The sequence below is a fragment of the Polynucleobacter sp. GWA2_45_21 genome (genome assembly GCF_001830325.1).
GTDB lineage: Bacteria > Pseudomonadota > Gammaproteobacteria > Burkholderiales > Burkholderiaceae > Polynucleobacter.
The window spans coordinates 86,484-112,176 of sequence record NZ_MHZG01000003.1; the positions used below are offsets into that span (position 1 = coordinate 86,484).

The following is a 25,693-nucleotide window of genomic DNA, read 5'->3' on the forward strand; positions in this document are numbered from 1 at the left end:
AGTGCCGCACAGAAGTTAAACCTCAGAAATTAAACGATAGCTTCCCATAAAACGACCAGTCGTAAACAGGATTACTTTGTACCACCTGCTTGCTCGCGCCTACTGCAAATAGGAAATGTTTATTGAGGCGGTGGGTCACCATCGCATCGAGCGGAACAAACCAGCCACCACCTCCACCCGTATTCCAGACGACTCCATTCTCATCCCACAATCGAAGTTGCGTGTCGGGAGAGAGGTTAAATCCCAGTGTCGGAAAAATGTTGAGATTGCGAACTAGGGGTGGTTGGCTGGGGTTATTCGCAAAAGAATTGCTCTTGGTATCAAATCCATACATATATCGTAAGAGCGGAGAAAAGTCTGAGAGGCGTGAATTACTTCCTGGGCGGGGTATGTACGCAGTGCCGATTTGAGGGCCTACTGCCCATTGCCCGTAATTGCCAAAAGGAAAGACAATTCGACCGCCTAGTGTCCCTTCCCAGTTTTTCAGAACATTGGGATGATTTCCCCAGACGGTGAGCATCGTGTTGCCGGCGCTATAAGTGCCAGTGCGATGCTGCGGAAGTTCGGGGCCATAAGTTGAAACGTAGGAAGTATCGAGCCGCATGGTTCCGCGCCACTGATCAAAGTGGAGTGGCTGGTAGTAACGCAACTTTAGAGTGTCGGCTTGAGTTTGCTCCCCAAAGGTATCGTGATAGCCCCAAAATTCCAGAACCCGCTGACTTGAATACTGATCCGATGCTTTTTCTAGGTCAAGAAAGCCCCCTGAGAACTTGCTTTCATCAGCCAAAACTCCTCCCATTGATCCCAGCAGAATCAATGAAGTGAAGATGTAGGTGAAAATCCGCAACAATGCCATATACGCAGTAATATAAATGAATCGGTCAATTACAAAAATAAGTAGGAAATTATGGAACATACCGTTTTGGTAACTGGCGCTACTGCTGGTTTTGGAGAGGCAACTGCTAGACGTTTTCTGGCCCATGGCCATAAAGTAATTGCTGCAGGCAGAAGAGTGGAGCGCTTGGAAGCTTTAAGGGCATCCCTTCCTGTAGAGCAGCAGAAAAAATTACTCACCTTGGCTGTGGATGTTTGTGACAGCGTACAGGTTGATGGTCTTGCGGCAACATTGCCAGCAGAATTTTCCAAGGTAACAGTACTAGTGAATAACGCTGGATTGGCTTTGGGTTTAGAGCCAGCGCATCAAGCCTTTCTCTCGGATTGGGATCGAATGATTGATACCAATATCAAGGGGCTGGTGCACATGACGCGCGCTTTCTTGCCTGGAATGGTGGAGCGTAAATGTGGTCACATCATTAATTTAGGCTCTGTGGCAGCGAGCTATCCCTACCCGGGTGGCAATGTCTACGGCGGAACCAAAGCCTTTGTGCAGCAATTTAGTTTGAACCTGAGGGCGGATTTAGTGGGTACACCAGTTCGTGTTACCTGTGTCGAGCCTGGGATGAGTTCAGGTACAGAGTTTTCAAATGTGCGCTTTAAGGGTGATGACGATAAAGCGGGCAAGGTCTACAGTGGTGTTCAGGCATTAAGTGCAGATGATGTGGCAGAGGCAATTTACTGGTCTGCTAACTTGCCAAGCCATATGAATATTAATTTGGTAGAGATGATGCCAGTACAGCAAGGTTTTAATGCTTTCAGTGTTCACCGCGGTGAGTTTTAAAGCAATCTAGACCGTAGGTTTCCATTTGTAAAACTTGGGATAGACGCGCATGACTACTGGCCCGTCAAAGTCCCAAGATTTACAAGTTCCCAAATACAGTGGTGGCTTGTTGTCATCCGGATCAAAGAGTGCTCCAGGAATCGATTGAAATGCGGCAGTGGCAATATTGCTGAGAAGCTCTCGCAGGTGTGTGCAGCCCTTAATCCCTCCAAGATGTTCATTAATAGTTTTGCGCCAACCTTTACCAAGGCGCGCACCAATCAGCGCATCCATTGGGGGGATTACTTGAGGGCATTCTGGATGAGGGTGGCTATCCATGGATACCTCGATTGCTAGGATCACTAATTCAGTATTGACTGTAATGCGAACCCACATATCGTGAAAGGCTTGGCCTGGCTCCCAGGTTTTCCCGCCGGTAGTGAAGGGGTGAAATTTGAAGTCTCGTAAATGGGCTTCTATATCCCATAAGCCGTCCTCTCGGGCATAACCCTGAAAAGTAATTTCACGAGTATGGAGTGGATTTCTGTTTGCTGGAGTTGAGAGCATGGCGGTGGTAAGTGAGAGGCTAAGAGATGGTATGCCTTAATCATAACGGCTTCATTTCACTGTCGCGGAGTCAGCCTGCTTTGTAGTATTCTCGGCATCATATGGCCAAACCGATTTCTCTCGAAAAAATATTATTTAGCCAAGGATTTGGCACTAGGCGCTATTGCAGCGATTTAGTCTATGCTGACCTAGTCAAAGTCAATGGTGTTTTGGCAGAAGATCCCGAGGAGCGTATTGCGACTGAGGGTTTGATGCTCAATGTAGAAGGCAAAGATTGGGAGTTTCATGAAAAAGCCTATATTGCCTTTAATAAGCCACCAAACTATGAGTGCTCTCATAAAACTACACATCACCCCAGCGTCTACAGTTTGTTACCAAAGCCGTTTGTAGAGCGGGGCTTGCAGTGCGTCGGGCGTTTGGATTTTGATACCACTGGCCTGATTTTGATTTCGGACGATGGCCAGTTTATTCATAAGATGACTACGCCAAAGAAAAATATTGGCAAGGTATACGGGATAACTACGCCTGAACCCATTACTCAAAAGCAGATGGACCACTTGTTAAGTGGCGTTTTACTGGACGATGACCCAAAGCCCTGTTATGCGACAGCTTGTAAACAGCTTAGTGAGAATACTTTGGCTATGACTATCGTTGAGGGCCGCTACCATCAAGTCAAACGAATGATGGCTGCGGTAGGCAATCATGTTGCCAAACTACACCGTACTGAAATCGGCCAATACCGTATGCCTGCCGATTTGAAGGAAGGTGAATGGCGTTGGCTTTATCCAGAAGATATACAGAAGCTCTCTAAGAGTGTGGATGCCCCTAGTGCCTAAGCCAAAGCTAGTTGCAAGCGATTTTGATTTTGAAAAAATACTGCCCGAGTGGCAGGTGAATCAGAACGCTCAGGAGTTAACTCGAGTATTTGAGTTTAAAGACTTTAAAGAGGCCTTTGAATTTATGACGCTCTGCGCAAACTTTGCCGAGGAACTGGATCATCATCCCGATTGGTCTAATTCTTGGAATAGGGTGTCAGTACGTTTGAGCACCCATTCCATGAAGGCTTTGACTGAGCTTGATATCGCCATGGCAAGCGCCATGGATCGATATGCTTTACAAGTTCAAGCTTAATTCTTTTTACTGAACTTCTTCATCCTCTTCATCTTCCGAGGTAATGCTCATGAGGATGGTGGCTAATAAGCCATAAACCACTTCAGTAGCGATCATGCCATCTTCATCAAGCTCATCAATCAGGTCGTTGAGACAATCTTCTGTGGGCTCATTTAAGAGTGTCATGGCGCATTCGCACCCATAGTCAAAATCTTCGTCGTTTTGGGTTTGAGTGTCATTGGTCATAGGAATCCTTTAAGTGATGCTGCAGAATAGCAAATAAACTCTCGCTAGCCCAGCGCTATTATTTCAGTAGGGCTAGAACTTCTTTGAAGACTGGATTTTGAGCGCTCTTTAACCACTCAAATCCCAACATCTCTCCAGTAATCAGTCTGGCTCCAGCAGCACTCAGTCGATCAAGAGCGATTTGTTTATCGAGCGCTCGGCGTGAGCCAACTCCATCCACCACTATGGATACGTCATAACCTTCATCGATTAATTTCAGTGCGGTTTGCATTAAGCACACATGGGTCTCGCATCCCATCAGAATACATTGCTGGCGATTGGTCGGAATGGCTGCAGTAAGGCCATCTGCACAGGCATTGAAATGCTCTTTGCTGATTGTTTGGCTGCAAAAAGATTTAATAGATTCAATATTGCTTCCTAGGCTTTTTGGGCTTTGTTCGGTGCCAATAATTGGAATCCCGAGGAGTTGGGCAATTTTGGCACTACGGATACATTGATTTAGCACCAACTCACCTTGATCAATTGCGGGCATCAGACGCCCCTGCAAATCAATCAGGATTAGGGTGGATGACTCTGCATGAATTTGATGGGATGTTTTCATTATTGGGCTCACAGTAGAAGGCTGACAGTTTTAAAGTCGGGATCATCATCAAGATTGCTAACTTGAAAGCCCAACTCAGAAACCAGATGCAACATTTTTAGATTCTTGCTCAGGACATACCCAAGCATTTCTTTCAATTTATTTTCTTTTGCATATGAGATTAGGTCAAGCATCAAATGCGTACCAATTCCATGTGCTGCATAGTGATCGCTTACGCTAAGCGAGAACTCACAAACGTTTTTATTGGGTGGAGTCACATAACGTGAAATGCCAATAATCTCTTCATCACCGTTTTGACTTGGGATGACTGCAACTAGAGCCATTTCTTTTACGTAGTCTAAATGCAAAATGTCATCCAGAAATGCATCTGGCAGTTTAGAGATTGCGTGGGCAAATCGGAGGTAGCGACTTTCAGGTGAGAGGTGATTGAATAGATCAATGATTCGATCGCGATCGTCCGGATGAATTGGGCGAATCGCATACGTTTTCCCATTACCTAAAGGATGTAACTTATCTGTATGACTTGCCGGTAGATTCATGGATACCCACTCAATATAGTGCGATGGTTTAGGATACCCCCATTACTTACTTGTATAAAGCATCACGTAATATGCCTGAGAACCCAGAACTAGCAAAAAATACCCTCGGTGGTTTCGAGTCTTTTGTGATGGGCATTGCTGGGACTGCGCCAGCTTTTAGTGTTGCGGTCACAACGGCAACCATTGTGTCTGCAGTGGGCGTTTTATCGGTCGCTAGCGTCCTCTACTGTGGCCTCATCATGTTTGGCATTACCTTAGCCTTTATTCACTTAAGCAAGATCACGCCGAATGCTGGAGCCGCGTATGCCTGGGTGGGTCATGTATTTGGTCCAACTTGGGGATTTTTTGCAGGCTGGGGGCTTTTAATCGCTTCAGTGTTTTTTATGGTCTCGGCGACTATTCCTGCAGCTACCTCAACACTTCTGTTGCTTGCGCCAGCATATACAGAAAATACCGAAGCGGTTGCTGGAGTCGCAGCCATCTGGTTAACCTTAATTACCGCTGTAGTTACCCGCGGCATTAAGCATTCAAGTTATGTACAAATCACATTTACTATTTTTGAAACGGCTATATTACTTGCACTCATTATTGGGGGTTTCGTTCATTACTGGGACGCACCGGCGCACCCGCCTTCGGTGATTTGGTTTTCACCGTTCTCATTCTCACCCCAACTATTTGCAACTGGAGCATTAACCGCTATTTTCTTTTTCTGGGGTTGGGATGTAACTATGAACTTGAGCGAGGAGAGTAAATCCAGCGCTAAGCAAGTTTCCGGCGCCGCAAGTACCGGCGCATTTTGGTCTGTATTAAATATGATGCTGTTTTTTACGATCATGATCGTCGTTATATTGATTGTGCTGACAGACGCAGAAATTGCGAATGCAGATACCAATGTCCTATTTGCCGTGGCTACTAAACTCTTTCCGGAGCCTTGGAACTATCTTGCAGTCTTTTGTACGATCTTAAGTACTGTGGGAACTATTGAGACGCAGATTCTGCAATTTAGCCGCAGCCTTTTTTCAATGTCGAGAGATAGGATGTTGCACGCTAGGTATGCCAAGATTCATCCAGAGTGGCAAACGCCTTGGATGGCAACGGTAGTGATCTGGGCTATGGGCATGCTATTGCTCTTTACCTCTTCATATATGCCTTCAGTGAAAGTCATTCTATCGAGCTCCATTCTGGCTATTGGGTTTCAGATCTGCTTTTATATGAGTCTCGCAGGGTTTGCTTGTGCATGGCACTATCGTCACAAAATGTACGCTGGGTTTGGGAGCGCTTTTGGATATGTACTTTGGCCCCTGATGTCTGCGTTGTTTATGGTGTTTATTGCTCTCTACAGCATCCCCACATTTGATTTATTAACCAACCTTCTCGGTTTGGGTGGGCTATTGATTGGCTTTATCCCATTAATATTAAATCGCAGCTTTAACTCTAAAATGAACTCACATTGATTCTGTATTTGAAAACCCCCTCATGATTTCATTGGCTCAGGCCTTTAATGACCACTCTGCAGTCTTTTTTATATTGGCTGCTATCAGCGTTGTCATTGTGGGGATCTCTAAAAGCGGCTTTGGTGCAGGCTTGGGAGTGCTGTCATTGCCGCTAATGGCAAGTCAGTCAAGTATTCATGAGGCTCTGGCAATCTTATTGCCACTCTTGATTGCAATTGATTTAGTGGGCTTGAGGAGATTTTTGAAAAATGCCGATTGGCGAATCTTAAAGTTAGTTCTGTTACCTGCTGCATTTGGCATGTTGTTGGGCTACCTCTTTTTCTCTGTGATTACCCCCAAAATTCTTTCACTCTCAATTGGCATCTTCACCTTATTATTTTTAATTCAGAACCTAGTGATGTCGCGTTTGAATTTGCAAGAGGCTAAACCATTCCCATGGCTTGGAAGATTAATGGGTGGTGTATCTGGGTTTACCTCTTTTGTTGCCCACATTGGTGGCCCTCCCATCACAATCTATATGTTGAGAGAAAAAGTCGCACCCATGGTTTATACCTCAACTTTGGGCATTTTTTTTACTGTGATTAATTTTGGGAAGTTGCTACCCTATGCCCATCTCGATTTACTCAATTTCAATCAATTAGCTACTTCAATCCTGCTATTGCCATTAGTCCCAGTAGGAGTCTATTTAGGATTTTATTTAGCCATAAAGATTTCAGCCAAGTGGTACTACATCGTTGTCCAATTCTTCTTGCTAGTGGCAAGCATTAAATTAATTGCTGACGGCTTACTGGCCTAAGTGGAAACAAGAAAGGTTTATGAATATTTCTTTACAAGTTAAAGCGATGTTAGTGGGCGGGCTTACTTTGATTTTTGTGTTCCCAATGACCGCAATCGCACAAACATATTCGCCTTACACCCCTGCGCAAATACAGGAGTTTAATAATCAGCCTTTAGCACCGATAGAGACTCCTGCGGGCCCGGTGTATATGGAGAGGCCGCCGGTCAGCCAGAAGCCGAATGTGCCATTGGATTCTCGCTACATTAAAAATCCAGAGGGTGAAGAGCAGGCGGAAGCGCAGGGTGCTGAATCAGCCGCTCCGTTTGAGCCAATTCCTGCCACCATTACTTTCTAGCAAGGCCTAGCTGTTAATATTGCCCCTATATTTTAGAAAAGAGCCCCTATGAAACTGTACCCCATTCGTTTTTTTATCAGTGCTGTAATGGCATTAGGTTTTGTTACTGCCGCACATTCGCAAAATTCATTGCCGATTAATGCTGCCGCCTCTGTTAATGGAGTGATCATTTCAAATGATGCTGTTGAACAGGGGATCCAAGCAGCTTTGTCTCAAGGTCAAAAGGATTCTCCAGAACTTCGCAAAGCAGTGTTAGGGAAGATGATTGAGATTTCTCTTCTTTCCCAGCAGGCTGAAAAAGACGGCCTTGCAGATTCTGAAAGAGCCAATAGTCAGCTGGCCCTCATTCGCCAAAATTATTTAGCGGATTTAGAGTTGTCTACTTATATTTCAAAAAATCCAGTAACTGATGCTGATGTCCAGGCAGAGTACAACCGTGAGGTTGCTTCATTGGGTCCACAAGGCATGATTGTTGAATATAAGGTCAGTGATATTGCTGTTGCCACTGAGGCTGATGCACAAGCTGCCCTAGTTAGAATTAAAAAAGGTGAGTCTTTCGATAAGGTAGCTAAGAGTGTTTCGCTGGCACCCAACAAAGTGCAGGGTGGGGCTGTCGGCTGGGTACAAGCAGGCCAGACCTTACCGCAAATTGCCAGTGCTCTCGTAACGCTCTCTAAAGGACAGGTTTCACCTGCGCCAATTCAGATGCCACAAGGCTGGTATTTAATTAAATTGGAAGATAAAAAATCTAGCAAGCCGCCAACTTTTGAGCAGGCCAAGGCAGCTATTCGTAAGGGTTTAATGCAGAAGAAGCAATTTGAGTTCTTATCAGAATTGCGTCAGGGAGCAAATATCGTTGTACGCTAAATAAAGCTAAGTTATTAAAAAGGGCGCCTCAGGGCGCTCTTTTGCATTTCCACTATCCCTCTAGTGGTATTTCTCTATCTCCATACCGGTAATTCGGGAGTAGATTAAATCATCACCGATTAAATAAGGGGTCATAAATGAGCAAGAATCCATTTGATTTAGGCGCAATGGCAAGTCAGACTAAAGGTATGAAGGCTGCGCAAGCAGTTGGCCAGGCAGCGTTGACTAGCGCTCAGGAAATTGCTCAGTTAAATCAGCGAGCTGCCCAAGAGTTATCTACTCGATTGCAAGCTAAAGTTGCCGAGCTGATGAAAACACAAGACCCTAAAGCAGCATTTGACTATGTCCACGCGGAAGTCTTGCAAGATGCCGCAAAAGAAGTGGCTGACTATCAGGCTCAGCTTTTTCAAGCCCTGGCTAGTGGAAATAAAGAACTGGCGAAAATAGCAGAATCGATGATTAAAGAATCTCAGCACGATTTAATTCACTTTGTGAATGAGGCTACTCAGAATGCTCCGGCAGGAATTGAGCCATACACCTCTGTATTCAAAACCTCGTTTAGCAACGCACTTCAGAATTTTGAGTTGATCCGCGCAGCAATGGCAGACTCATTTGTGGGCTTTGAGAAGAGCGTAGAAAATATGAGTCAGTTTTCAGCTACACAGAGTAGTGCTGCAAAACAAAATCTGAAAAAGAAGCCCAGCTAGACGATTTACATTGCCAGCTTGGCAATCATGGCATAAAGAGGAATGCCCAGAATAATATTGAATGGGAATGTAATGCCTAGCGACATTCCCATATACAGGCCTGGATTTACTTCGGGTAGTGCATGACGCAAAACTGCGGGCACGGCAATGTAAGAGGCGCTGGATGCAAGAACCATCAGCAGGATGGTATTTCCTAATGGCAGTCCAATGAGTTTACAAAGTCCTAGTGCAATCAGTGCATGCGAAAGCGGTGAGCCAATTGCATAGAGCAGGGTGATAGGAGGTTTGCCACGCAAGCCTTTAATATTTCGAGCTGCCATGAGGCCCATATCTAGTAGGAAAAAAGCGAGCATTCCCTTGAAAAGGTCAATCGAGAATGGTGCCATCAGCTTCTGACCGGCATCGCCACTTACCAAGCCAACTACCATCGACCCTAACAGTAGAAGTTGTGCGCCATCAGTAAAGGATTCATGCAGTATTTTTGAGAGGCCAGGTTGTTGCTGGCTAGATTGATGCTGGCTTGCCTGCGCAGATCGCGCCTTATTTGCCAAAACAATTGCAAAGATGACTGCTGGAGACTCCATGAGTGCCATAGCTGCCGCCATATGACCGCCATAACTAATATTAAATTGATCCAAATATTGAGTAGCCGTAATAAATGTGACGGCGCTGACAGACCCGTAGGTGGCGGCAATAGCGGCTGCATCAAACGCATTCAATTTAGTCCTTAGAATCTGATAGCCAATGATGGGAATGAGGATGGCTAGGAATACGGCAAGACCAAGAGAAAGTGCAATCTCTGCTGTAAACCCAGACTTATGTAGAGCAAAGCCTCCCTTGAGACCTAGCGCCATTAATAAGTAGAGCGATAGAAATCGAGCAATCGGCTGTGGAATTTCTAGGTTTGATTTAACGGCGCCAGCAAATGCGCCAAATATAAAAAATAGAATTGCTGGATCTAAAAAATTTGCCATCGACTAACGCTTAATAATTGCCTCTACCAGTGGGTGCTGAATTTTCTTTTCTGAGCGAATGGCATAAAAATATTCGAAGATATCTTCGCACTTACCAATCATTTCAATATGGTAGGTTTCTTTTAAATCCTTTTTGATGCTCTCTCCGGCCGGGAAGATTCCTAAGCCACTAGCTGCAAAGGTTTTTAGTAGAGCGCTGTCCTCAAACTCCCCGGCTATATTGGGATTGATGCCATTTTGCTCGAACCATTGATCAATCAAATATCGAACTTTTGAGTGTGAGGTTGGTAATAGGATGGGTAGATCATTTAGGCATGCAGGAAAAGCTTTTTTAGATTGCTTGAGTAATTTCTTAGGGCCAAACCAGGCAATTGATGATTTCATCAACTCTTCGCTATAGACGTGCAGATTTTTATTGATCGGTGCAGGCCTATCGGCAAGCACGATGTCTAATCTATGCAGAGCAAGGTCTGCCAAGAGGTCTTCAAACTCCCCTTCATGCGCAATCAGTTGCACATCATTTTTTTCAAGGATGGGTTCCAGTAGTTGTTTGGTCACGAGCTTGGGTAGACCATCGGATACACCAACCGTTATTTTTATTTTTTTTGAGCTTGCTGCTTCTCTTACCGCTTCTGGAAGCCTCTCTCCCAAAAGAAAAATTTGATCGGCAATTTCTAATGCCGCAAAGCCAGATTCGGTGAGCGCTATCCCTCTGCCTGCTGGTTTAAATAGTAGATAGCCCAGAGATTTTTCTAATTCGTGCACTTGGGCACTAATGGTCTGAATTGCAATATTCAGGCGCTCAGCTGCCTTAGACATGCTGCCTTCCTTGGCTACAACCCAGAAATAGTACAAATGACGGTAGCTATAAACCATTTTAATTGTCAGTTTTTTACGAAGTTATTATCAATATTTATCTGCTTTTAGTATAGTGCAAATCCGCCTACATTAGACCTATTAAAGCCCATGGAGTTCAGGGGTAATTCATTTAGGAGACAAAAGTGGAGTTATTTAGTCCGGAATTTTTCTCGGCATTATTGGCAATTATCGTGATTGACTTGGTACTAGCAGGAGACAACGCCATTGTGATTGCAATGGCCGCACGAAATCTCCCGGCACACCTTCAGAAAAAAGCGATTTTATGGGGTGCCATCGGCGCTATTGCAGTTCGAAGCGCGATGACTCTTGTAGTGGTGTATCTACTAAAGATCCCAGGATTGATGCTAATAGGCGGCTTACTATTGGTTTGGATTGCTTATCGTTTACTCAGCCCTTCTCAAGATAAAGATGAGCATGGACAAGCCTCTACTACCTTCTGGGGTGCAATGAAAACTATTGTCATCGCAGATGCCATTATGGGACTGGATAATGTTCTCGCGGTAGCGGGCGCATCACACGGTAGTTATGTGCTCGTTGTACTCGGATTATTAATTAGCATTCCTATCGTGATCTGGGGTTCCACACAAATACTTAAATTAGTTGAGCGCTTCCCATCAGTCATTTACTTGGGTGCTGGAGTGCTGGCTTGGACTGCTGCAAAGATGATCATTTCTGAGCCGATGTCGAAAGATTGGCTTGCATCTCAGAGCCCAGCTTTGGAGTACGTGATTCAAGTAGTCGTTGTACTTGGTGTCCTCATCAGCGGCTACATAGCTAGTAGACGTGCGCTGGATAGCAGGCTTACCCCGTCTATGAATAGCCACAACTAACTAAATAGCTAATAACTCAGTCCTCGTTTCGCCCTCAGATTGAGGGCATTTTTATTTGATCATTAATATTCAGTTAAAAACTGATACAAAGTCAATTTAATTCATATTTATCAGGAATGAAATGTGATCTATTCTGAGCTTGTGTTTAACGGAGGAAACAATGATGAATCTGATTTTGGAGACTAAAGAAGAGGTTGAGCCAGAATTTAAAGTCTTTACAGAGAATAGGGTTAAGTTTTCCCTGAAGCGACTAGTTTGGATGGTGCGGAAAATTAAGATTCGATATTCTGCTGTTTCGCCCGACAAGGCCTCTTGCAATCAAAACTGCCTGATTAGCCTAGAGACATTTGATCATCGGCAAATTGAGGTAAGTATGACTGCAAGAGATAGGCGGACGGCTCTTGAAATGTGTCTTAAGAGAACCTATAAGCTGATTCAGAAGGCGCTTCATAAAAGTCAGCAATATGGGCGATTTTCCAAAAATGTCTATATATGAGCTAGTTAGATCTAATTAGATCCATTTGCCCTAGGTATGATCTAATTGAAGCTGTACATGTGGGGAGTAGCCTGCTCAGTCATCTGAGTCCTATATATCGTCAATTCGGCCTTTTGGCCCGGTATATGGGTGAGTTAACATCAAGGCAAGACCATTTAAATTTTTATAAATGGTTATATTTTGAATTTACAGCCCCAATCTTTGATTTACCCTCCAAAAATCGTGCCCAAATCCCTGATTTGGGGAATTTGTTGCCCTTTAGCCTTTATGGCTCTGGATAATCAAAGATCTTATTTTTTCTCTAAAATTGCGTTAATGAATCTTTTAAGGGCTCTGTCGACATTTATTGTGTGCATTTTTTTTGCAGGCGGAGTCAATGCGCAAACTCAAAAATCACTGACGCTAAATGAATTGATTGGTATTGCTTTAGAGTCGAGCCCTCAAGTGCTGGCGGCACGTGATCAAACTAAGGCAGTCAAGGGGCAACTCTCTTCTGCTCGTGCAATTCCGAATCCTGAGTTTGAGCTCAATACTGGCCAACAAAGATCAGTATCTGGACCGCTGACTACTGGCAATGTGTCATCGTGGTCTGTGACCCAGCCGCTAGATATGCCCTATACCCGCTATCCTCGTGTGAATGCAGCTGAAGCAAATTTAAAAGCTGCCGAGGCGACTCGTATTGCTTTTGAAATTGAAATGATTTCTAGAGTGCAACAACGTTTTTATGAGTTGATGCGTCGCGATGCAGAATTAAAAGCTGCTGAAGAGGATTTAAGTTTGACGAAGCAAATTCGTGATCGCATGCAAATTCGTTATGACGTTGGTGAGACCGCTCGATTTGAATTAATTCGTGCACAGACAGAATTTCTGAATGCGCAAATTAATACTGAATCTAGCAAGCTCAGAGTTGAGCAGGCCAAGGGTCAATTAAGGCAGGTGGTTGGACATAACTTGCCAGCAGACTATGAAGTTATTTCTCAGCCTCTCAAGATCGAGCCTTTGCCTGCTTTGCCAATCTTGCTCAGTGAATTGCATGCACAGAGCCCTGAATTGCAGCGGGCAAAAGCAGAGGTCGAAGCGACTGAATCGAAGTTGAGCTTTGAGCAGAACTCTCGCTTACCAAAGCTATCTATTAAGGCGCAGCAATATAACGACCCTAACTTCACTGACCGCCTATATGGCTTGGTGGTAAGCATTCCTATCTGGGACTTCAAGGGCGGTCAGATTGCGGAAGCAGAAGCTAATGCATCTAAGGCTAAGAATCAACTGAATGCCCAAAGCCAAAGTCTCGAACAGCAGTTGGAGACAGCATATAAGCTCTATCAGATGACTAGTTACCAGGTAAAAATTCTGGATCAAGATGTTGTTCAGTTGGCATCGAGCGCACGTCGGATTGCTGAAGTTTCGTATCGTTATGGCGAGCGCGGCATGCTCGAGTATTTAGATGCACAAAGAACATTTAGATTGGCTCGTAATGATTTGATCAAAGCCCGCTTTGACTTAGCTTCAGTTGTTACTGAGATTCAGCGTTTAAGAGCAACCCCAGAGTGGATTGCAAAAATTGAGAGTGGAAAGCAATGAAGCAAGAGTTCACGGATATCAAGACTAAATTAAAGGAGTTCTACTCCCGTTACATGGCGATTGCAAAAGTCTATGCGCAGAAATGGATTGCTATCGTCATTAAAGCCCAAAATGATTTGTATGTACTGACCCATGAGTGGTTTACTACCCACTTGCCGCGCGTAGCCCAGCAATACGATAAAGCTCCTCCCTGGACGCAAAAAGGACTTTTTTACCTTCCTTGGTTTTGCCTATTTCTAATCATTTTGAATTACTTCAATGTTTTTGATCGCGGCCCGACTATCAAGTCTGTTCAAGATCGTAATGTGGTGATCGTGAATGATGACCTGCGCAACATGATTACCGAGGGAGAGGTTCACACTGGATCATTTGTTGAAGAGCTGCGTGCTTCTGGTCGAGTGGACTTTAATGAGATGTTTTTATCTCGTATTGGTGCGAACGTAACAGGCCGCGTGTCAGATATTCTCGCCGTTCCAGGTCAAAAGGTGAAGCAGGGTGACATTTTGGCCAAAATTACTTCTACTGAATTAACGCAATCCCAACTTTCTTTTCTGAAGGCTAAGAGTGCAAGTCAATTGGCCGACCAGGCGGCTAATCGAGCTAGGATTTTGTACAAAGAGGATGTGATTGCTTTGGCTGAGCTGCAAAAGCGTGAGGCTGAGGCAAGTAGTGCCAAGGCGGAATATCGCGCGGCAAATGATCAATTGCGTGTCCAAGGCATGGATCAGCCTAGTATCGATCGCTTAGCAAAGTCCGGCGTGATTGAATCTACGAATAACGTAATCGCCAGTATTCCTGGTGAGATTGTGGAGAGAAAGATCAATAAGGGTCAGGTAGTGCAGCCTGCTGATGCTTTATTTACAGTGGCTGATTTGAATACCTTATGGGCGGTCTCTGAAATTCCAGAAAGCAACTCTTATTTAATTCATAAGGGTCAGAAGGTCAGCTTGATTATTCCAGCTTTGCGTAATGCGGAGATAGAAGGTGTTGTTGCTCACGTCGATTCCATCGTGAATACTCAAACTCGCACGGTGGTGGTGCGAATGGAAGTTCCCAACAAGGATGGTTTGATTAAGCCTGGAATGTTGGCAACCATGATGATTGAGAGTCAGCCGACTGAAAAATTATTGGTGCCTACTAGTGCAGTTATTCGTGAAGATAATAAAGATTATGTATTTGTTAAAGAAGATGATGAAATCTATCGCATGATTGCTGTAAAGCTTGGACCTGAAGGCAAAGGATATCGTCCGGTGATCTCGGGTCTAAAGGTGGGGCAAAATATTGCGGTCAATGGCGCCTTTCATCTGAATGCTGAGCGCAAAAGACAGTTGAGCGGTGGTTAAGTTGCATGATTGAGAAAATTGTCCGCCTCTCCCTGCAGCAGCGACTCTTAGTCGCCATCATTGCACTGGTATTAATGGTGGCAGGCCTGCTAGCAACCAAGCGTTTATCGGTTGATGCATTTCCAGATGTCACTAACGTGCAGGTACAGATTGCGTCCGAAGCTCCAGGTCGATCTCCGGAAGAGGTAGAGCGTTTCGTTACGGTTCCTATTGAATTGGCGATGACTGGTCTACCTGGCCTTACAGAGATGCGCTCTCTTAACCGTAATGGGATTTCTGTCATTACCTTGGTATTTACGGATAAGACAGAGCTCTACTTTGCGAGACAGTTAGTTACTGAACGTTTGATCGAAGTAGCTTCCAGAATGCCTATTGGCATTACGCCTGTGCTAGCGCCACCTTCGACCGGTTTAGGTGAGATCTATCAATACACTTTAGATCATCCTTCTGATGGAGACCGAGAGCTCACGGTAGATGAGCTTGAAGAGCGCCGGACTATTCAGGATTGGATTGTGCGTCCGATGCTGCGTTCAATACCTGGGGTAGCTGAAATTAATACTCAAGGTGGATATGCGCGTGAATATCAAGTGCTGGTTAATCCGGAGCGCTTGCGTCACTACCAAGTAAGTTTGCGCGAAGTATATGAAGCGCTCGCCAGAAATAATGCCAATTCAGGGGGTGGACAGCTACCGACCTATGCAGAGCGCTACCTGATTCGAGGCGTTGGATTAATTACCAAGCCAGAAGATATCGACAAAATTATTCTGAAAGAGGTCAAGGGGATTCCGGTATATGTGAAAAACGTAGCGGAAGTCACGATTGGTAGTGAAATCCGTCAAGGTGCTGCGATTAAAAATGGCTATACCGAGAGTGTGGCGGGGATCATTCAGATGATTCGTGGTGGTAATGCGCGCGAGGTAGTGAACCGAATTAAGTTAAAAGTAGCTGAAATTAATGAAGGTAAATTGTTGCCAGATGGTCTACAGATCGTACCTTTTTATGATCGCACCGACCTGGTAAATGCCGCCATGTTTAACGTAGCGAAGGTATTAATTGAAGGTGTGGTCTTGGTTATCATCTTGCTCTTCTTGTTCCTGGGAGACGTTCGTTCTTCCTTGATTGTGGTGGCTACATTAATTTTGACGCCGCTACTGACATTTCTCGTGATGAATCGTTACGGCATCTCTGCTAACTTGATGTCATTAGGCGGTCTTGCAATTGCGATCGGCATCATGGTGGATGGCTCGGTGGTGGTTGTCGAGAATACTTTTGCCAAGCTAGGTGAGCGACTTAAGACGGGCGAATCGAAAAACCGGATCATTTTGGAGGCAGCCTCTGAAGTAGGTACCCCAGTCCTGTTCGGTGTGGGCATCATTATTTTGGTATTTATGCCACTACTATCTTTAGAAGGGATGGAGGGTAAGATGTTTGCCCCCATGGCCATCACGATTGCAATAGCACTCGCGATTTCTTTGATCCTGTCATTTACCTTATCTCCTGCACTCTGTTCTTATATTTTGAAGGGTGGTAGTGAGGACGATACTAAGCTGGTTGCTCGTCTTCGTGCACCCTATGATCGCTGGCTACATTGGAGTCTTGCCAATCCGAAGTTAGTTGTTAAAAGATCATTGATGGCTTTAGCAGCAAGTTTGGTCGGTTTTGTGCTCTTAGGAAAAGCATTTATTCCGGTGATGCAGGAGGGCTCGATTACCCCTGTGATTGTGCGCGCGCCGAATATTTCTTTGGATGAGTCTATCAAGCTCGAGTTTGAGGCTATCAAGAGAATTATGACGATCCCTGATGTCAAGATGGCAGTATCGCGTCTAGGTAGGGGTGAGTCTCCCGCAGATCCGGGTCAACCCAACGAATCTGACCCAATTGTGACCCTAAAACCTTTGAGTGAGCGCAGCTTAAGTCAAGAAGAAATCGCTCAAGTAATTCGCGATAAGTTAAAAACACTGCCTGGTATTGAATTAGCGATTTCACAGCCGATTGCTGCACGCGTGGATGAAATGGTTTCAGGCGTGAGATCGCAGGTAGCGATTAAGATTTTTGGCGATGATTTGTTGACCTTACAGAATCTAGGGGCGGAAATCAGTCAAATCTTAACCAAGATGAAGGGTAGTAATGACTTGCGAATTGAGCAAGTGTCCGGACAAAATTATCTCAACATCAAAATTGATCGAGATGCGATTGCTCGATACGGGATTAATGTATCCGATGTCAATGAAGTGATTGAAACAGCGATTGGCGGTAAGCAGGCCAGCATTGTTTATGAGGGTGAGAGACGTTTTCCGCTGATGTTGCGCTATCCGGCTCCTTATCGAGATAAAGTCGACGCTATCGAAAACATTATTTTGCATTCACCTGATGGCGCTCAAGTTCTCATGCGTGACCTAGCGGAAATTTCCTTAGTAGATGGTCCAGCGCAAATTTCCCGTGAGGCAGGTAAACGTCGTTTAGTCGTTGGTGTCAACGTCGATGGTCGTGACCTAGGTGGATTTGTGAAGGAGGCTCAAACTCTAATTGCTAAACAGGTTGAGTTGCCTGAGGGATATACCCTCGAGTGGGGTGGCCAGTTTGAAAACATGGAACGCGCTATGGCTCGTTTGATGATTATTATTCCGCTGACTATTTTAGCGATCTTCTTCTTACTCTTCATGTTATTTAAGTCCATACGATTAGCTGCTTTGATTATTTTGGTCTTGCCTTTTGCGTCGATCGGCGGTGTAGTCGGTCTCTTCATAGCTGGTGAATATTTATCGGTGCCAGCAGCGGTAGGATTTATTAACTTATGGGGTATTGCCGTTCTGAACGGTGTGGTCTTGATCTCATTTATTAAGCAGTTGCGTGAAGACGGCTACTCGATGGAAGATGCCTTGCTGCATGGATGTGGTCATCGTTTTAGGCCAGTTATGATGACTGCTTCAGTTGCGATGTTGGCTTTAGTACCAATGCTGTTTTCAGGCGGCCCAGGCTCTGAGGTCACAAGACCGCTAGCGGCTGTGGTCATCTCTGGTCTCATTACATCAACTGCATTAACATTACTCGTACTCCCTGTCTTATACAGATGGTTTGAAGATAAAGAGGTGGAAGCATGATGGAAGTGAAGGCGGTCATTCGCCCTAATAAATTAGCAGCTTTAAGAACAGCTTTGCTGGAGACTCCAGGATTTCCGGGTATGACCGTCACTAAGGTAGAAGGTTGTAGTGCCCCGAACCGCACCGGTAAATTTAATATTAAAGAAGAGTTAACCGATTATTCTGCCAAGGTGAAAGTTGAAATCGTCTGTAATGATGAGATTGCACCAGTCTTTATGGATCGCATTGTGACTATTTGCCAAACAGGTCAGGTGGGGGATGGTGTAGTTTGGTGCACAGAGGTTCCCAAGGCCTTCTTTATCTCCAAGACCTCGGTCTAGGCAAGTCTGCAAATTCTTCGGTATGATGAATTTTGCAATTGGATTAATTATTGCCAATCATCCTGGAGACCGCTTTGAAAAATATTATCGATCGCATTGATCATATTGTCCTGACTGTGACAGATATTGAGCGCACTACACAGTGGTATGAAAAAGCTTTAGGTTTCGAGCGAGAGTTTTTTACTGGGCCAGAAGGTCAGCCACGTTATTCATTGCGCTTTGGGCAATTAAAAATTAATCTGCAAGATAAAGACACAGAAACGCCTACAAAAGCCAAAGTCCCTACAATTGGTTCTGGTGACTTTTGTCTGATTTCAGCCATCCCCTTGGATGACTTCATTTTTCATCTGCAGAGCAATGGCATTGCCATTGATGTTGGTCCAGTACCTAGACGTGGCGCTCTTGGGCCAATTCGCTCTGTCTACTTGCGTGACCCAGACAATAATCTCGTAGAGGTTGCCGAATACGTTTAATGAAGACTGAGATCTTATGCGCCTAGCTGGCGCGCAAGATCTAGAAAGTCTTTTGCGTGATAGTTGGTAAATTGCTCCATATGGAGATCATTGCGAAGGTGATTCTTGCCAAACTCCAATGGACGTTCAATAAAAGCTGTTTGTAATCCACAGGCATGGGCAGCTTCTAGATCATCTTTATGTGATGCAACCAACATCACTTCTTCGGGCGGAATATTAAAAGTCTCCGCTACTCCTAGGTAAGCTTCTGGATCCGGCTTGTAGTGACGGAAAACCTCAGCCGAAAGAATGAGGTCCCAAGGCAAGCCCGCATTTTTTGCCATATCAGCCAATAAGCCTAGGTTTCCATTAGATAAGGTCACGATCGTGAACTGACCTTTCAGTTTGTGTAGGCCTTCGACTGTCTCTGACCAAGGGGTCAGTCGGTGCCAGATGAGATTGAGGTCTTGTATTTGGGTTTCAGATAAGGAGCTGATTTTGAAGGTCCTGAGAACATCATCTAGGATCATACGGTGCAAATCATCAATCTTGGTCCACGGCAGTTCTCCAGAGCGAACACGTGCCATAGCTGGCCTGTAGCCTTGTCGCCAAGCTGTTGCAAAGGCATCGGGATCCACTGACAGCCCGAGTCGAGTGACCTCGGCTGCTATGGACCCATGCCAGTCAACTACTGTGCCAAATACATCAAATGCAAGAACTTTTGGTTTTGTATTCATAGATAGATTATTCATTAGCTTGAAAAATATTGCTGAAGCTCATTTTGCTGGATTCTTCTCCTGAGTCCCGCATTTGGTATGAAGTCATACAACTCATACATTGCAAAGAATTGCTAGAATGGCAGAGACCCAAAAAGGGCGCTAGAACGTATAAGGGACACAATCATGGGTAGTATTTCTCAGTGGGAGCAGCTCAATGTTGAGCTTACAGCAGCTCTTGGAAGCTCCGTTCATTTTGATACAGCCCATCAAGCGGTATATGCCTCAGAGGCGTCAAACTATCGCCAAATTCCGATAGGGGTTGTTACACCTAGAAATACTGAAGAATTTGTAAAAGGTATTGAGATCTGCCATCGCAATAAAGCGCCGGTGCTCATGCGTGGTGCTGGTACCTCCATGAATGGCCAAACAGTCAATAACGCTGTGGTGTTTGATATCTCAAAGTACTGTAACCATATTCTCGCCTTAGATCCAACTGCTGGTAATGCCATTGTTGAGCCGGGCGTGATTTGTGATTCATTGCGTGATGCTGCTGAGCTGCATGGCCTTACTTTTGCACCAGACCCATCTACGCATAGCCGTTGCACTCTAGGCGGCATGGTTGCTAACAACTCCTGTGGCGCCCACTCCGTGATGGCGGGTAAGACGCTCGAAAATACGGAAGCTTTAGAAATTCTGACCTATGACGGTGAACGCTTTTGGGTTGGCCCAACCTCAGATCAAGAGTTGCAAGACATTATTGCCGCTGGTGGGCGTAAAGGCCAAATCTATCAAGACTTATTGAGCTTGCGTGATCGCTATGCGGATTTGATTCGGGCGCGTTTCCCGAATATTAAGCGACGTGTTTCTGGCTATAACTTAGATCAATTGCTTCCTGAGAATGGCTTTAACGTCGCGCGCGCCTTGGTGGGTACTGAAGGGACTTGCGCACTGACTCTGGCGGCAAAAGTACGTTTGGTAAAGAGCCCCTCAAAGCGGGTAGTCTTGGTATTGGGCTTTGATGATATTTATCTTGCGGGTGATGCGGTACCGGAGTATCAAAGTTTTAATCCAATAGCGATTGAAGGCTTGGATTACAAAATTATCCGTGGCTTACAAGAGCGTAATTTAGCTAAAGCGGAGATTGATTTGCTTCCCCCTGGCAACGCTTGGGTAGTTGTTGAGTTTGGTGATGATACGATCGAAGGTGCTATTGCTCAGGCTCAAAAGGCTGAAGCGTATTTCAAGGCAAGAACGAAAGGCCCGCGGCCATCTACATGGTTAGAGCCTGACCCACTAGTACAGAAACGCATTTGGTCAATTCGGGAAAATGGTGCTTCAGCTACCCATTTATCGATTGATCCCAATTCTCCTGATCCTGTAGTGGGTTGGGAAGATGCTGCAGTAGATCCAGCGCGTTTGGGAGAGTACCTACGTGCTTTCCAGAAGCTAGTGGATTCTTATGATTATCAGACTTCACTCTATGGACACTTTGGTGATGGATGTATTCATGCACGCATTACTTTTAACTTGCGCTCTGCAGAAGGTGTTGCCAAATTTAGATCGTTTATTCGGGATGCGGCGACCTTAGTTGTTGAATTTGGCGGCTCACTGACTGGTGAGCATGGCGATGGCCAAGCTAGAGCAGAATTCCTCCCCATTATGTTTGGCGAAGAGTTAATGGGTGCGATGCATGAGTTCAAGCGGATCTGGGATCCACAAAACAAACTGAATCCAGGAAAAGTAGTTCACCCCTATCGCGTAGATGAAAACCTCCGCATGGGACCTGAGTACAAAGTCGTCAATATGAAGACGCGCCTCAATTTCTTGAGCCAGGAGGGTAATGGATTTCAGAGGGCGGTAGAGCGTTGTGTTGGCATGGGCAAGTGTCGCAGTGAAAAAGTCGGCACCATGTGTCCAAGCTATCGTGCCACAAAAGAAGAGCGCTTCTCTACTCGTGGACGCTCACGCCTTTTCTGGGAGATGCTTCAGGGCGAAGTGATTAAGGATGGCTGGGAAAGCAAAGAGCTTAAAGATGCTCTGGATACCTGCCTCTCGTGTAAAGGTTGCAAAAGCGATTGTCCTGCGCATGTGGATATGGCCTCCTATAAGGCGGAGTTTTTATCTCACTATCACGAGACCAACAGTCGGCCTCGTCAGGCTCTGACTATGGGTCGTATTGGTGATTGGGCTCCTCTAGCCAGCAAGTTCTCTTGGCTGCTTAATGGGGTCATGCAAACACCGGTCCTATCAAGTCTTGCTAAATGGCTTGGTGGTGTAGCGCAAGAGCGCAGCCTGCCGAAGTTTGCAAACCAATCCTTCAGAAAGCAATTTCAGAAGTCAAAGAGCGCAAGTATTGGGCAGAAGAAAGTCATTCTTTGGGTCGATACTTTCTGTGAACATTTTCACCCCGAAGTTGCCAATGCGGCAGTTGAGGTGCTGGCACATGCTGGCTTTGAGGCAACACTGCCAAAGACGCCCCTATGCTGTGGTCGTCCTTTGTATGACTTTGGTTACCTGGATCTGGCCAAGCAAAAGCTCGAGAAGATTTTGGATGCAATCGGAGATGACATTAACTCAGATCCAAATTCACCTGTCGCAGTAGTGGGCCTTGAACCAGGCTGCATGTCAGTCTTTAAAGATGAGCTATTAAAGTTCTTCCCAAATGACCCTAGAGCGAAGCTCTTGGCATCCAGCACCTATTTGCTGGGTGATTTCTTACATGAGCAGGGCTATACGCCACCACCCTTAGACCGCAATATCTTGGTGCATTCGCATTGCCATCAAAAGTCTTTGTTTGGAACCAAGGGTGATGTTGCCTTATTAACTGCCTTGGGTGCTAGGGCAGATTACATTGATAGTGGTTGCTGCGGTATGGCTGGTTCATTTGGATTTAATCCAGAGCATGTCGAAATATCAAAAGCGGTTGGCGAGTTAGTATTGCTGCCAGCAATCAGGTCTGCCGATCAAGAAACGATCATCCTTACCAATGGCTTTAGTTGTAGAGAGCAGATTGAGCAAGAAACCGGTCGTAAGGTAAAGCATCTGGCGGAGTTACTGCAGATGGCACATCAAGCACAAGCAAAAGTAAAAGTAAAAGTAAAAGCAGAGAAGCTGTAATACAAGCATTTCTTACCGTTATAAAAGAGAATGCCCCGAAAATACCGGGACATTTTTGTTATATCAGTAAGCTTCCTTTAGTATTCTCAGAGAGTAACCAAGTAATATATTCATGAAGCCAATCCTGTATTCCTACCGAAGGTGCCCTTATGCAATGAGGGCTCGCATGTCATTGAAATATGCTGGCATTGAGGTGGAGCATCGTGAGATTGAGCTCAGGAAAAAACCGGAATCGATGTTGCTCTTATCGCCCAAGGGAACCGTTCCAGTTTTGTCTATCGAGGGACGCGTGCTGGAGCAGAGTCTGGAGATCATGCACTGGGCGCTGATGCAGTCAGATCCAGATGGCTGGACGCCAGTTGATGAGTTTATCGCTCAAGCATGGGTTGAGAAAAATGATGGTCCATTTAAGACTTTGTTGGATCAATACAAGTATCCCAATCGACATCCTGAGTTGAGGCAAGCTGAGGTGCTGAACCAGTTGCAAGAGATCATGCTCAAACCCATGGAGGCCACCTTAGCAGCTAACGACTACTTAATGGGCGCTCGAATAACTTGGGTTGATATTGCTATTTTTCCATTTATCAGACAGCTTGCTGCAGTAAATCCTCAGCTATTTGAGAGTCTGCAATTGCCTTTGCTCAAAAGATGGCTTAATCAGCATCTTCAGTCTGAGTTGTTTAATTCAGTGATGGATAAGCATCCAACTTGGGTGGATTGACGCAATAAAAAAACCCCCGAACTTTCATTCGGGGGTTTCAAATAAATGGCTTAGCTAATTAAGCGTTTGCCAAATGTGCTTCTAATGTTTTTGTAAATTTGTTAGCGTGGCTACGCTCAGCCTTAGCTAGTGTTTCAAACCAGTCAGCGATTTCATCAAAGCCTTCATCGCGTGCTGTTTTAGCCATACCTGGGTACATATCTGTGTATTCATGTGTTTCACCAGCGATAGCTGCTTGCAATGCTTCAGCAACTGTCTTAGCTGGCATGCCAGTACCTGGCTCCCCTGCACCGCCTTCGATCAAATACTCCATGTGACCATGGGCATGACCTGTTTCGCCTTCAGCTGTTGAGCGGAATACTGCTGCAACATCATTTGCGCCAGCGATATCAGCTTGGTTCGCGAAATACAAATAACGACGGTTTGCTTGTGATTCACCAGCAAACGCTTCCTTCAAAGACTCTTCAGTCTTTGTACCTTTTACGGATTTAGCCATGATTGACTCCTAAAAACGGTTAGTTGAAATTGGGTGATTAAGCTAAATAAAAAGCCCTAAAAAGTTCACCTGAAGAGAATTATGAACAAATCTGAGGATTTGAATAATCATATTTTTGTATTGACTTGATAGCTAAAAACAACTGATAAGCAAATATCAATTAATAAAATATAACGCTGGTTGGGTGGTCTAAGCCGGTAATTTCAGGCCACCTTAGCAAATAAATGCAGATATCTTCAAATAAGTTAGTGAGCGCTATTGATTTTTATAGCAATTAAGGCCTATTTTGGGTAATGCAATGCCGTTAATTAGGTATTTTCTATGAAGATTGTTAATTAATACAATTTTGCTATCGATCGCCTGAGCCCTAAACTAGCGGCATCAGATTTACACACTGCATATGCATAAACAGTAGAGGACATACATGACAACTCGCGAAGGTAGTTTAGAGGCTCCAACCAGGCATCCCTTGGATTGGCAAAATCCCAAGTTCTACGACAAGGCTGATTTGGAAGCGGAGATGGAGCGCGTCTTCGATCTTTGCCATGGCTGTCGTCGATGCGTGAGCCTGTGCGGATCCTTCCCGACCCTTTTTGATTTAGTGGATGCTACCGAAGATTTGGAGATGGAGCAGGTTGATAAGGCGGATTACCAAAAGGTAGTTGATCAGTGCTATCTATGTGATGTTTGTTACATGACTAAATGCCCATATGTTCCACCACATCCTTGGAATATCGACTTCCCCCATCTGATGCTTCGTGCAAAGGCTGTGAACTTTAAGGATGACAAGGCAAGCTTCCGCGACAAACTTTTATCTTCGACAGATAAGCTCGGTCACTTTGCTGGGATTCCGATTGTGACTCAAGCGGTCAATGCTGTGAACAGTACTGGCCTTGCTCGTTTAGTTATGGAAGGTGCTTTGGGCGTGGATAAGAATGCTTGGATTCCGGAATACGCTCCAAAGACATTCCCACAGTTGGCTAAAAAATCTGAGGACCTGCCAGTAGTGGACGGTCCTAAGACGCCTGGAAAAGTCGCTATTTATGCAACTTGCTATATCAATTACAACGAACCTGGCATTGGTCAAGATCTCATTAAGATTCTGAAGCACAATGCAATTCCTTATGAGTTGGTGGACAAGGAAGCCTGCTGTGGAATGCCTAAGCTGGAGCTCGGTGACTTGGAATCCGTTGCAGAAAACAAGGAAAAAAATATTCCGAAGTTGGCGAAGTTGGCACGTGAAGGCTATGCCATCTTGACACCAATCCCTTCCTGCACTTTGATGTTCAAACAGGAATTGCCACTCATGTTCCCAGATTGTGCTGATACGCAATTGGTAAAAGATGCCATGTGGGATCCGTTTGAGTACTTCATGGCTCGCAACTCCGATGGACTCCTGAAGAAAGACTTCAGTAAAGAGTTGGGCCACGTTAGCTATCACATGGCTTGTCACTCACGCGTACAAAATGTGGGCCAAAAGACTGCAGAAACTCTGAAGCTGGTACCTGGTACCGAGGTGAATGTGGTTGAGCGCTGCTCAGGACACTCGGGTACTTGGGGTGTAAAGAAAGAGTTTCATGAAACTGCAATGAAAATTGGTAAGCCGGTATTTAGGAGAATGGCTGAAGAAGAGCCAAACTACATTAGTTCTGACTGCCAGTTGGCAGGTCATCATATTGAGCAAGGCATGGAAGAGCTTGGACTACCAAAATCAGAAATGGCTCACCCATTAACTTTGCTTGCTAAGGCATACGGTCTTTAATTTATTAATAGGAATACAGCA

General features: G+C 45.1%; 26 protein-coding genes. 17 read left to right on the forward strand and 9 right to left on the reverse strand.

Annotation, left to right across the window (positions count from 1 at the left end; translation table 11 throughout):
• Nucleotides 1-22: 22 nt before the first annotated feature.
• Nucleotides 23-916: a hypothetical protein gene (locus A2X74_RS05895; protein ID WP_299764854.1), complete on the reverse strand. Its 894-nt coding sequence runs from the start codon at nt 914-916 to the stop codon at nt 23-25.
• Here A2X74_RS05895 and A2X74_RS05900 point away from each other — a divergent pair.
• On the forward strand, nt 908-1,678 hold the full coding sequence (locus A2X74_RS05900) for an SDR family NAD(P)-dependent oxidoreductase (protein WP_293624401.1): 771 nt from the start codon (nt 908-910) through the stop codon (nt 1,676-1,678). The two genes, A2X74_RS05895 and A2X74_RS05900, sit on opposite strands and share 9 nt — an antisense overlap.
• 6 nt (nt 1,679-1,684) lie before the next feature.
• On the opposite strand, the gene A2X74_RS05905 is transcribed toward A2X74_RS05900, so the two are convergent.
• Nucleotides 1,685-2,224, reverse strand: coding sequence for a DUF2889 domain-containing protein (locus A2X74_RS05905; RefSeq protein WP_293624403.1), 540 nt, complete (start codon nt 2,222-2,224; stop codon nt 1,685-1,687).
• Nucleotides 2,225-2,325: 101 nt separating this feature from the next.
• On the opposite strand from A2X74_RS05905, the gene A2X74_RS05910 reads away from it, so the two are divergent.
• Both A2X74_RS05910 and A2X74_RS05915 read left to right on the forward strand, forming a co-directional pair.
• Complete coding sequence (locus A2X74_RS05910; protein WP_293624405.1) at nt 2,326-3,060, forward strand: 16S rRNA pseudouridine(516) synthase; 735 nt, start codon at nt 2,326-2,328, stop codon at nt 3,058-3,060.
• The gene (locus tag A2X74_RS05915) at nt 3,053-3,355 is read left to right on the forward strand and encodes a 4a-hydroxytetrahydrobiopterin dehydratase (RefSeq protein WP_293624407.1); all 303 of its coding nucleotides are present in this window, start codon (nt 3,053-3,055) and stop codon (nt 3,353-3,355) included. The genes A2X74_RS05910 and A2X74_RS05915 overlap by 8 nt, the downstream gene beginning before the upstream one ends.
• 6 nt (nt 3,356-3,361) lie before the next feature.
• Here the strand turns inward: A2X74_RS05915 and A2X74_RS05920 are convergent, their stop codons facing one another.
• The 3 genes from A2X74_RS05920 to A2X74_RS05930 are packed head-to-tail and all read right to left on the reverse strand — an operon-like array spanning nt 3,362 to nt 4,720.
• The gene (locus A2X74_RS05920; protein ID WP_215302665.1) at nt 3,362-3,580 is read right to left on the reverse strand and encodes a hypothetical protein; all 219 of its coding nucleotides are present in this window, start codon (nt 3,578-3,580) and stop codon (nt 3,362-3,364) included.
• A gap of 58 nt (nt 3,581-3,638) precedes the next feature.
• Entirely contained in the window at nt 3,639-4,181 is a 543-nt protein-coding gene (locus A2X74_RS05925; protein WP_293624408.1) for an isochorismatase family protein, read from the reverse strand.
• An 8-nt stretch (nt 4,182-4,189) separates the two neighbouring features.
• Nucleotides 4,190-4,720 carry a GNAT family N-acetyltransferase gene (locus A2X74_RS05930; protein WP_293624410.1) on the reverse strand — a complete coding sequence of 177 codons (531 nt, stop codon included), beginning with the start codon at nt 4,718-4,720 and terminating at the stop codon, nt 4,190-4,192.
• Nucleotides 4,721-4,791: 71 nt separating this feature from the next.
• Here A2X74_RS05930 and A2X74_RS05935 point away from each other — a divergent pair, with 71 nt between their 5' ends.
• From A2X74_RS05935 to A2X74_RS05955, 5 genes are all read left to right on the forward strand, one after another.
• A complete protein-coding gene (locus tag A2X74_RS05935; protein WP_293624471.1) occupies nt 4,792-6,174 on the forward strand; it encodes an APC family permease in 1,383 nt (460 codons plus the stop codon).
• 22 nt (nt 6,175-6,196) lie between these two features.
• Nucleotides 6,197-6,970 (forward strand): sulfite exporter TauE/SafE family protein, encoded by a 774-nt coding sequence (locus tag A2X74_RS05940; RefSeq protein ID WP_293624412.1) that lies wholly within the window; start codon nt 6,197-6,199, stop codon nt 6,968-6,970.
• 19 nt (nt 6,971-6,989) lie between these two features.
• Nucleotides 6,990-7,307: a hypothetical protein gene (locus A2X74_RS05945; RefSeq protein WP_293624414.1), complete on the forward strand. Its 318-nt coding sequence runs from the start codon at nt 6,990-6,992 to the stop codon at nt 7,305-7,307.
• 48 nt (nt 7,308-7,355) lie between these two features.
• Nucleotides 7,356-8,174, forward strand: a complete 819-nt coding sequence (locus A2X74_RS05950; protein WP_293624416.1) for a peptidyl-prolyl cis-trans isomerase — start codon at nt 7,356-7,358, stop codon at nt 8,172-8,174.
• A 137-nt stretch (nt 8,175-8,311) separates the two neighbouring features.
• Complete coding sequence (locus A2X74_RS05955) at nt 8,312-8,881, forward strand: phasin family protein (protein WP_293624418.1); 570 nt, start codon at nt 8,312-8,314, stop codon at nt 8,879-8,881.
• A gap of 5 nt (nt 8,882-8,886) precedes the next feature.
• Here A2X74_RS05955 and A2X74_RS05960 read toward each other — a convergent pair whose 3' ends face one another.
• Both A2X74_RS05960 and A2X74_RS05965 read right to left on the reverse strand, forming a co-directional pair.
• Complete coding sequence (locus A2X74_RS05960; protein WP_293624420.1) at nt 8,887-9,855, reverse strand: sodium-dependent bicarbonate transport family permease; 969 nt, start codon at nt 9,853-9,855, stop codon at nt 8,887-8,889.
• A gap of 3 nt (nt 9,856-9,858) precedes the next feature.
• Entirely contained in the window at nt 9,859-10,731 is an 873-nt protein-coding gene (locus tag A2X74_RS05965; RefSeq protein WP_363925332.1) for a LysR family transcriptional regulator, read from the reverse strand.
• 125 nt (nt 10,732-10,856) lie between these two features.
• Here A2X74_RS05965 and A2X74_RS05970 point away from each other — a divergent pair, with 125 nt between their 5' ends.
• The 6 genes from A2X74_RS05970 to A2X74_RS05995 all read left to right on the forward strand — a co-directional run bounded on the left by A2X74_RS05970 (nt 10,857) and on the right by A2X74_RS05995 (nt 18,878).
• Complete coding sequence (locus A2X74_RS05970; RefSeq protein ID WP_293624422.1) at nt 10,857-11,564, forward strand: TerC family protein; 708 nt, start codon at nt 10,857-10,859, stop codon at nt 11,562-11,564.
• An 811-nt stretch (nt 11,565-12,375) separates the two neighbouring features.
• Complete coding sequence (locus A2X74_RS05975) at nt 12,376-13,641, forward strand: TolC family protein (protein WP_293624426.1); 1,266 nt, start codon at nt 12,376-12,378, stop codon at nt 13,639-13,641.
• Complete coding sequence (locus tag A2X74_RS05980; protein WP_293624428.1) at nt 13,638-14,984, forward strand: efflux RND transporter periplasmic adaptor subunit; 1,347 nt, start codon at nt 13,638-13,640, stop codon at nt 14,982-14,984. Before A2X74_RS05975 ends, A2X74_RS05980 begins: the two co-directional genes overlap by 4 nt.
• Before the next feature lie 5 nt (nt 14,985-14,989).
• A complete protein-coding gene (locus A2X74_RS05985) occupies nt 14,990-18,085 on the forward strand; it encodes a CusA/CzcA family heavy metal efflux RND transporter (RefSeq protein ID WP_293624430.1) in 3,096 nt (1,031 codons plus the stop codon).
• Nucleotides 18,085-18,405, forward strand: a complete 321-nt coding sequence (locus tag A2X74_RS05990; protein ID WP_299764867.1) for a P-II family nitrogen regulator — start codon at nt 18,085-18,087, stop codon at nt 18,403-18,405. Before A2X74_RS05985 ends, A2X74_RS05990 begins: the two co-directional genes overlap by 1 nt.
• A gap of 74 nt (nt 18,406-18,479) precedes the next feature.
• Nucleotides 18,480-18,878 carry a VOC family protein gene (locus A2X74_RS05995; RefSeq protein WP_293624434.1) on the forward strand — a complete coding sequence of 133 codons (399 nt, stop codon included), beginning with the start codon at nt 18,480-18,482 and terminating at the stop codon, nt 18,876-18,878.
• A gap of 14 nt (nt 18,879-18,892) precedes the next feature.
• Here A2X74_RS05995 and A2X74_RS06000 read toward each other — a convergent pair whose 3' ends face one another.
• Entirely contained in the window at nt 18,893-19,594 is a 702-nt protein-coding gene (locus A2X74_RS06000) for a haloacid dehalogenase type II (protein WP_293624436.1), read from the reverse strand.
• A 165-nt stretch (nt 19,595-19,759) separates the two neighbouring features.
• Here A2X74_RS06000 and A2X74_RS06005 point away from each other — a divergent pair, with 165 nt between their 5' ends.
• Both A2X74_RS06005 and A2X74_RS06010 read left to right on the forward strand, forming a co-directional pair.
• The gene (locus tag A2X74_RS06005; protein ID WP_293624438.1) at nt 19,760-22,693 is read left to right on the forward strand and encodes an FAD-binding and (Fe-S)-binding domain-containing protein; all 2,934 of its coding nucleotides are present in this window, start codon (nt 19,760-19,762) and stop codon (nt 22,691-22,693) included.
• 112 nt (nt 22,694-22,805) lie between these two features.
• Nucleotides 22,806-23,414 (forward strand): glutathione S-transferase, encoded by a 609-nt coding sequence (locus A2X74_RS06010; protein ID WP_293624440.1) that lies wholly within the window; start codon nt 22,806-22,808, stop codon nt 23,412-23,414.
• 58 nt (nt 23,415-23,472) lie between these two features.
• Here A2X74_RS06010 and A2X74_RS06015 read toward each other — a convergent pair whose 3' ends face one another.
• Nucleotides 23,473-23,910: a rubrerythrin family protein gene (locus tag A2X74_RS06015; RefSeq protein WP_114652135.1), complete on the reverse strand. Its 438-nt coding sequence runs from the start codon at nt 23,908-23,910 to the stop codon at nt 23,473-23,475.
• A gap of 424 nt (nt 23,911-24,334) precedes the next feature.
• Between A2X74_RS06015 and A2X74_RS06020 the strand changes: the two genes are divergently transcribed.
• Entirely contained in the window at nt 24,335-25,672 is a 1,338-nt protein-coding gene (locus A2X74_RS06020) for a heterodisulfide reductase-related iron-sulfur binding cluster (protein WP_293624441.1), read from the forward strand.
• The last annotated feature ends 21 nt before the right edge of the window (nt 25,673-25,693 follow it).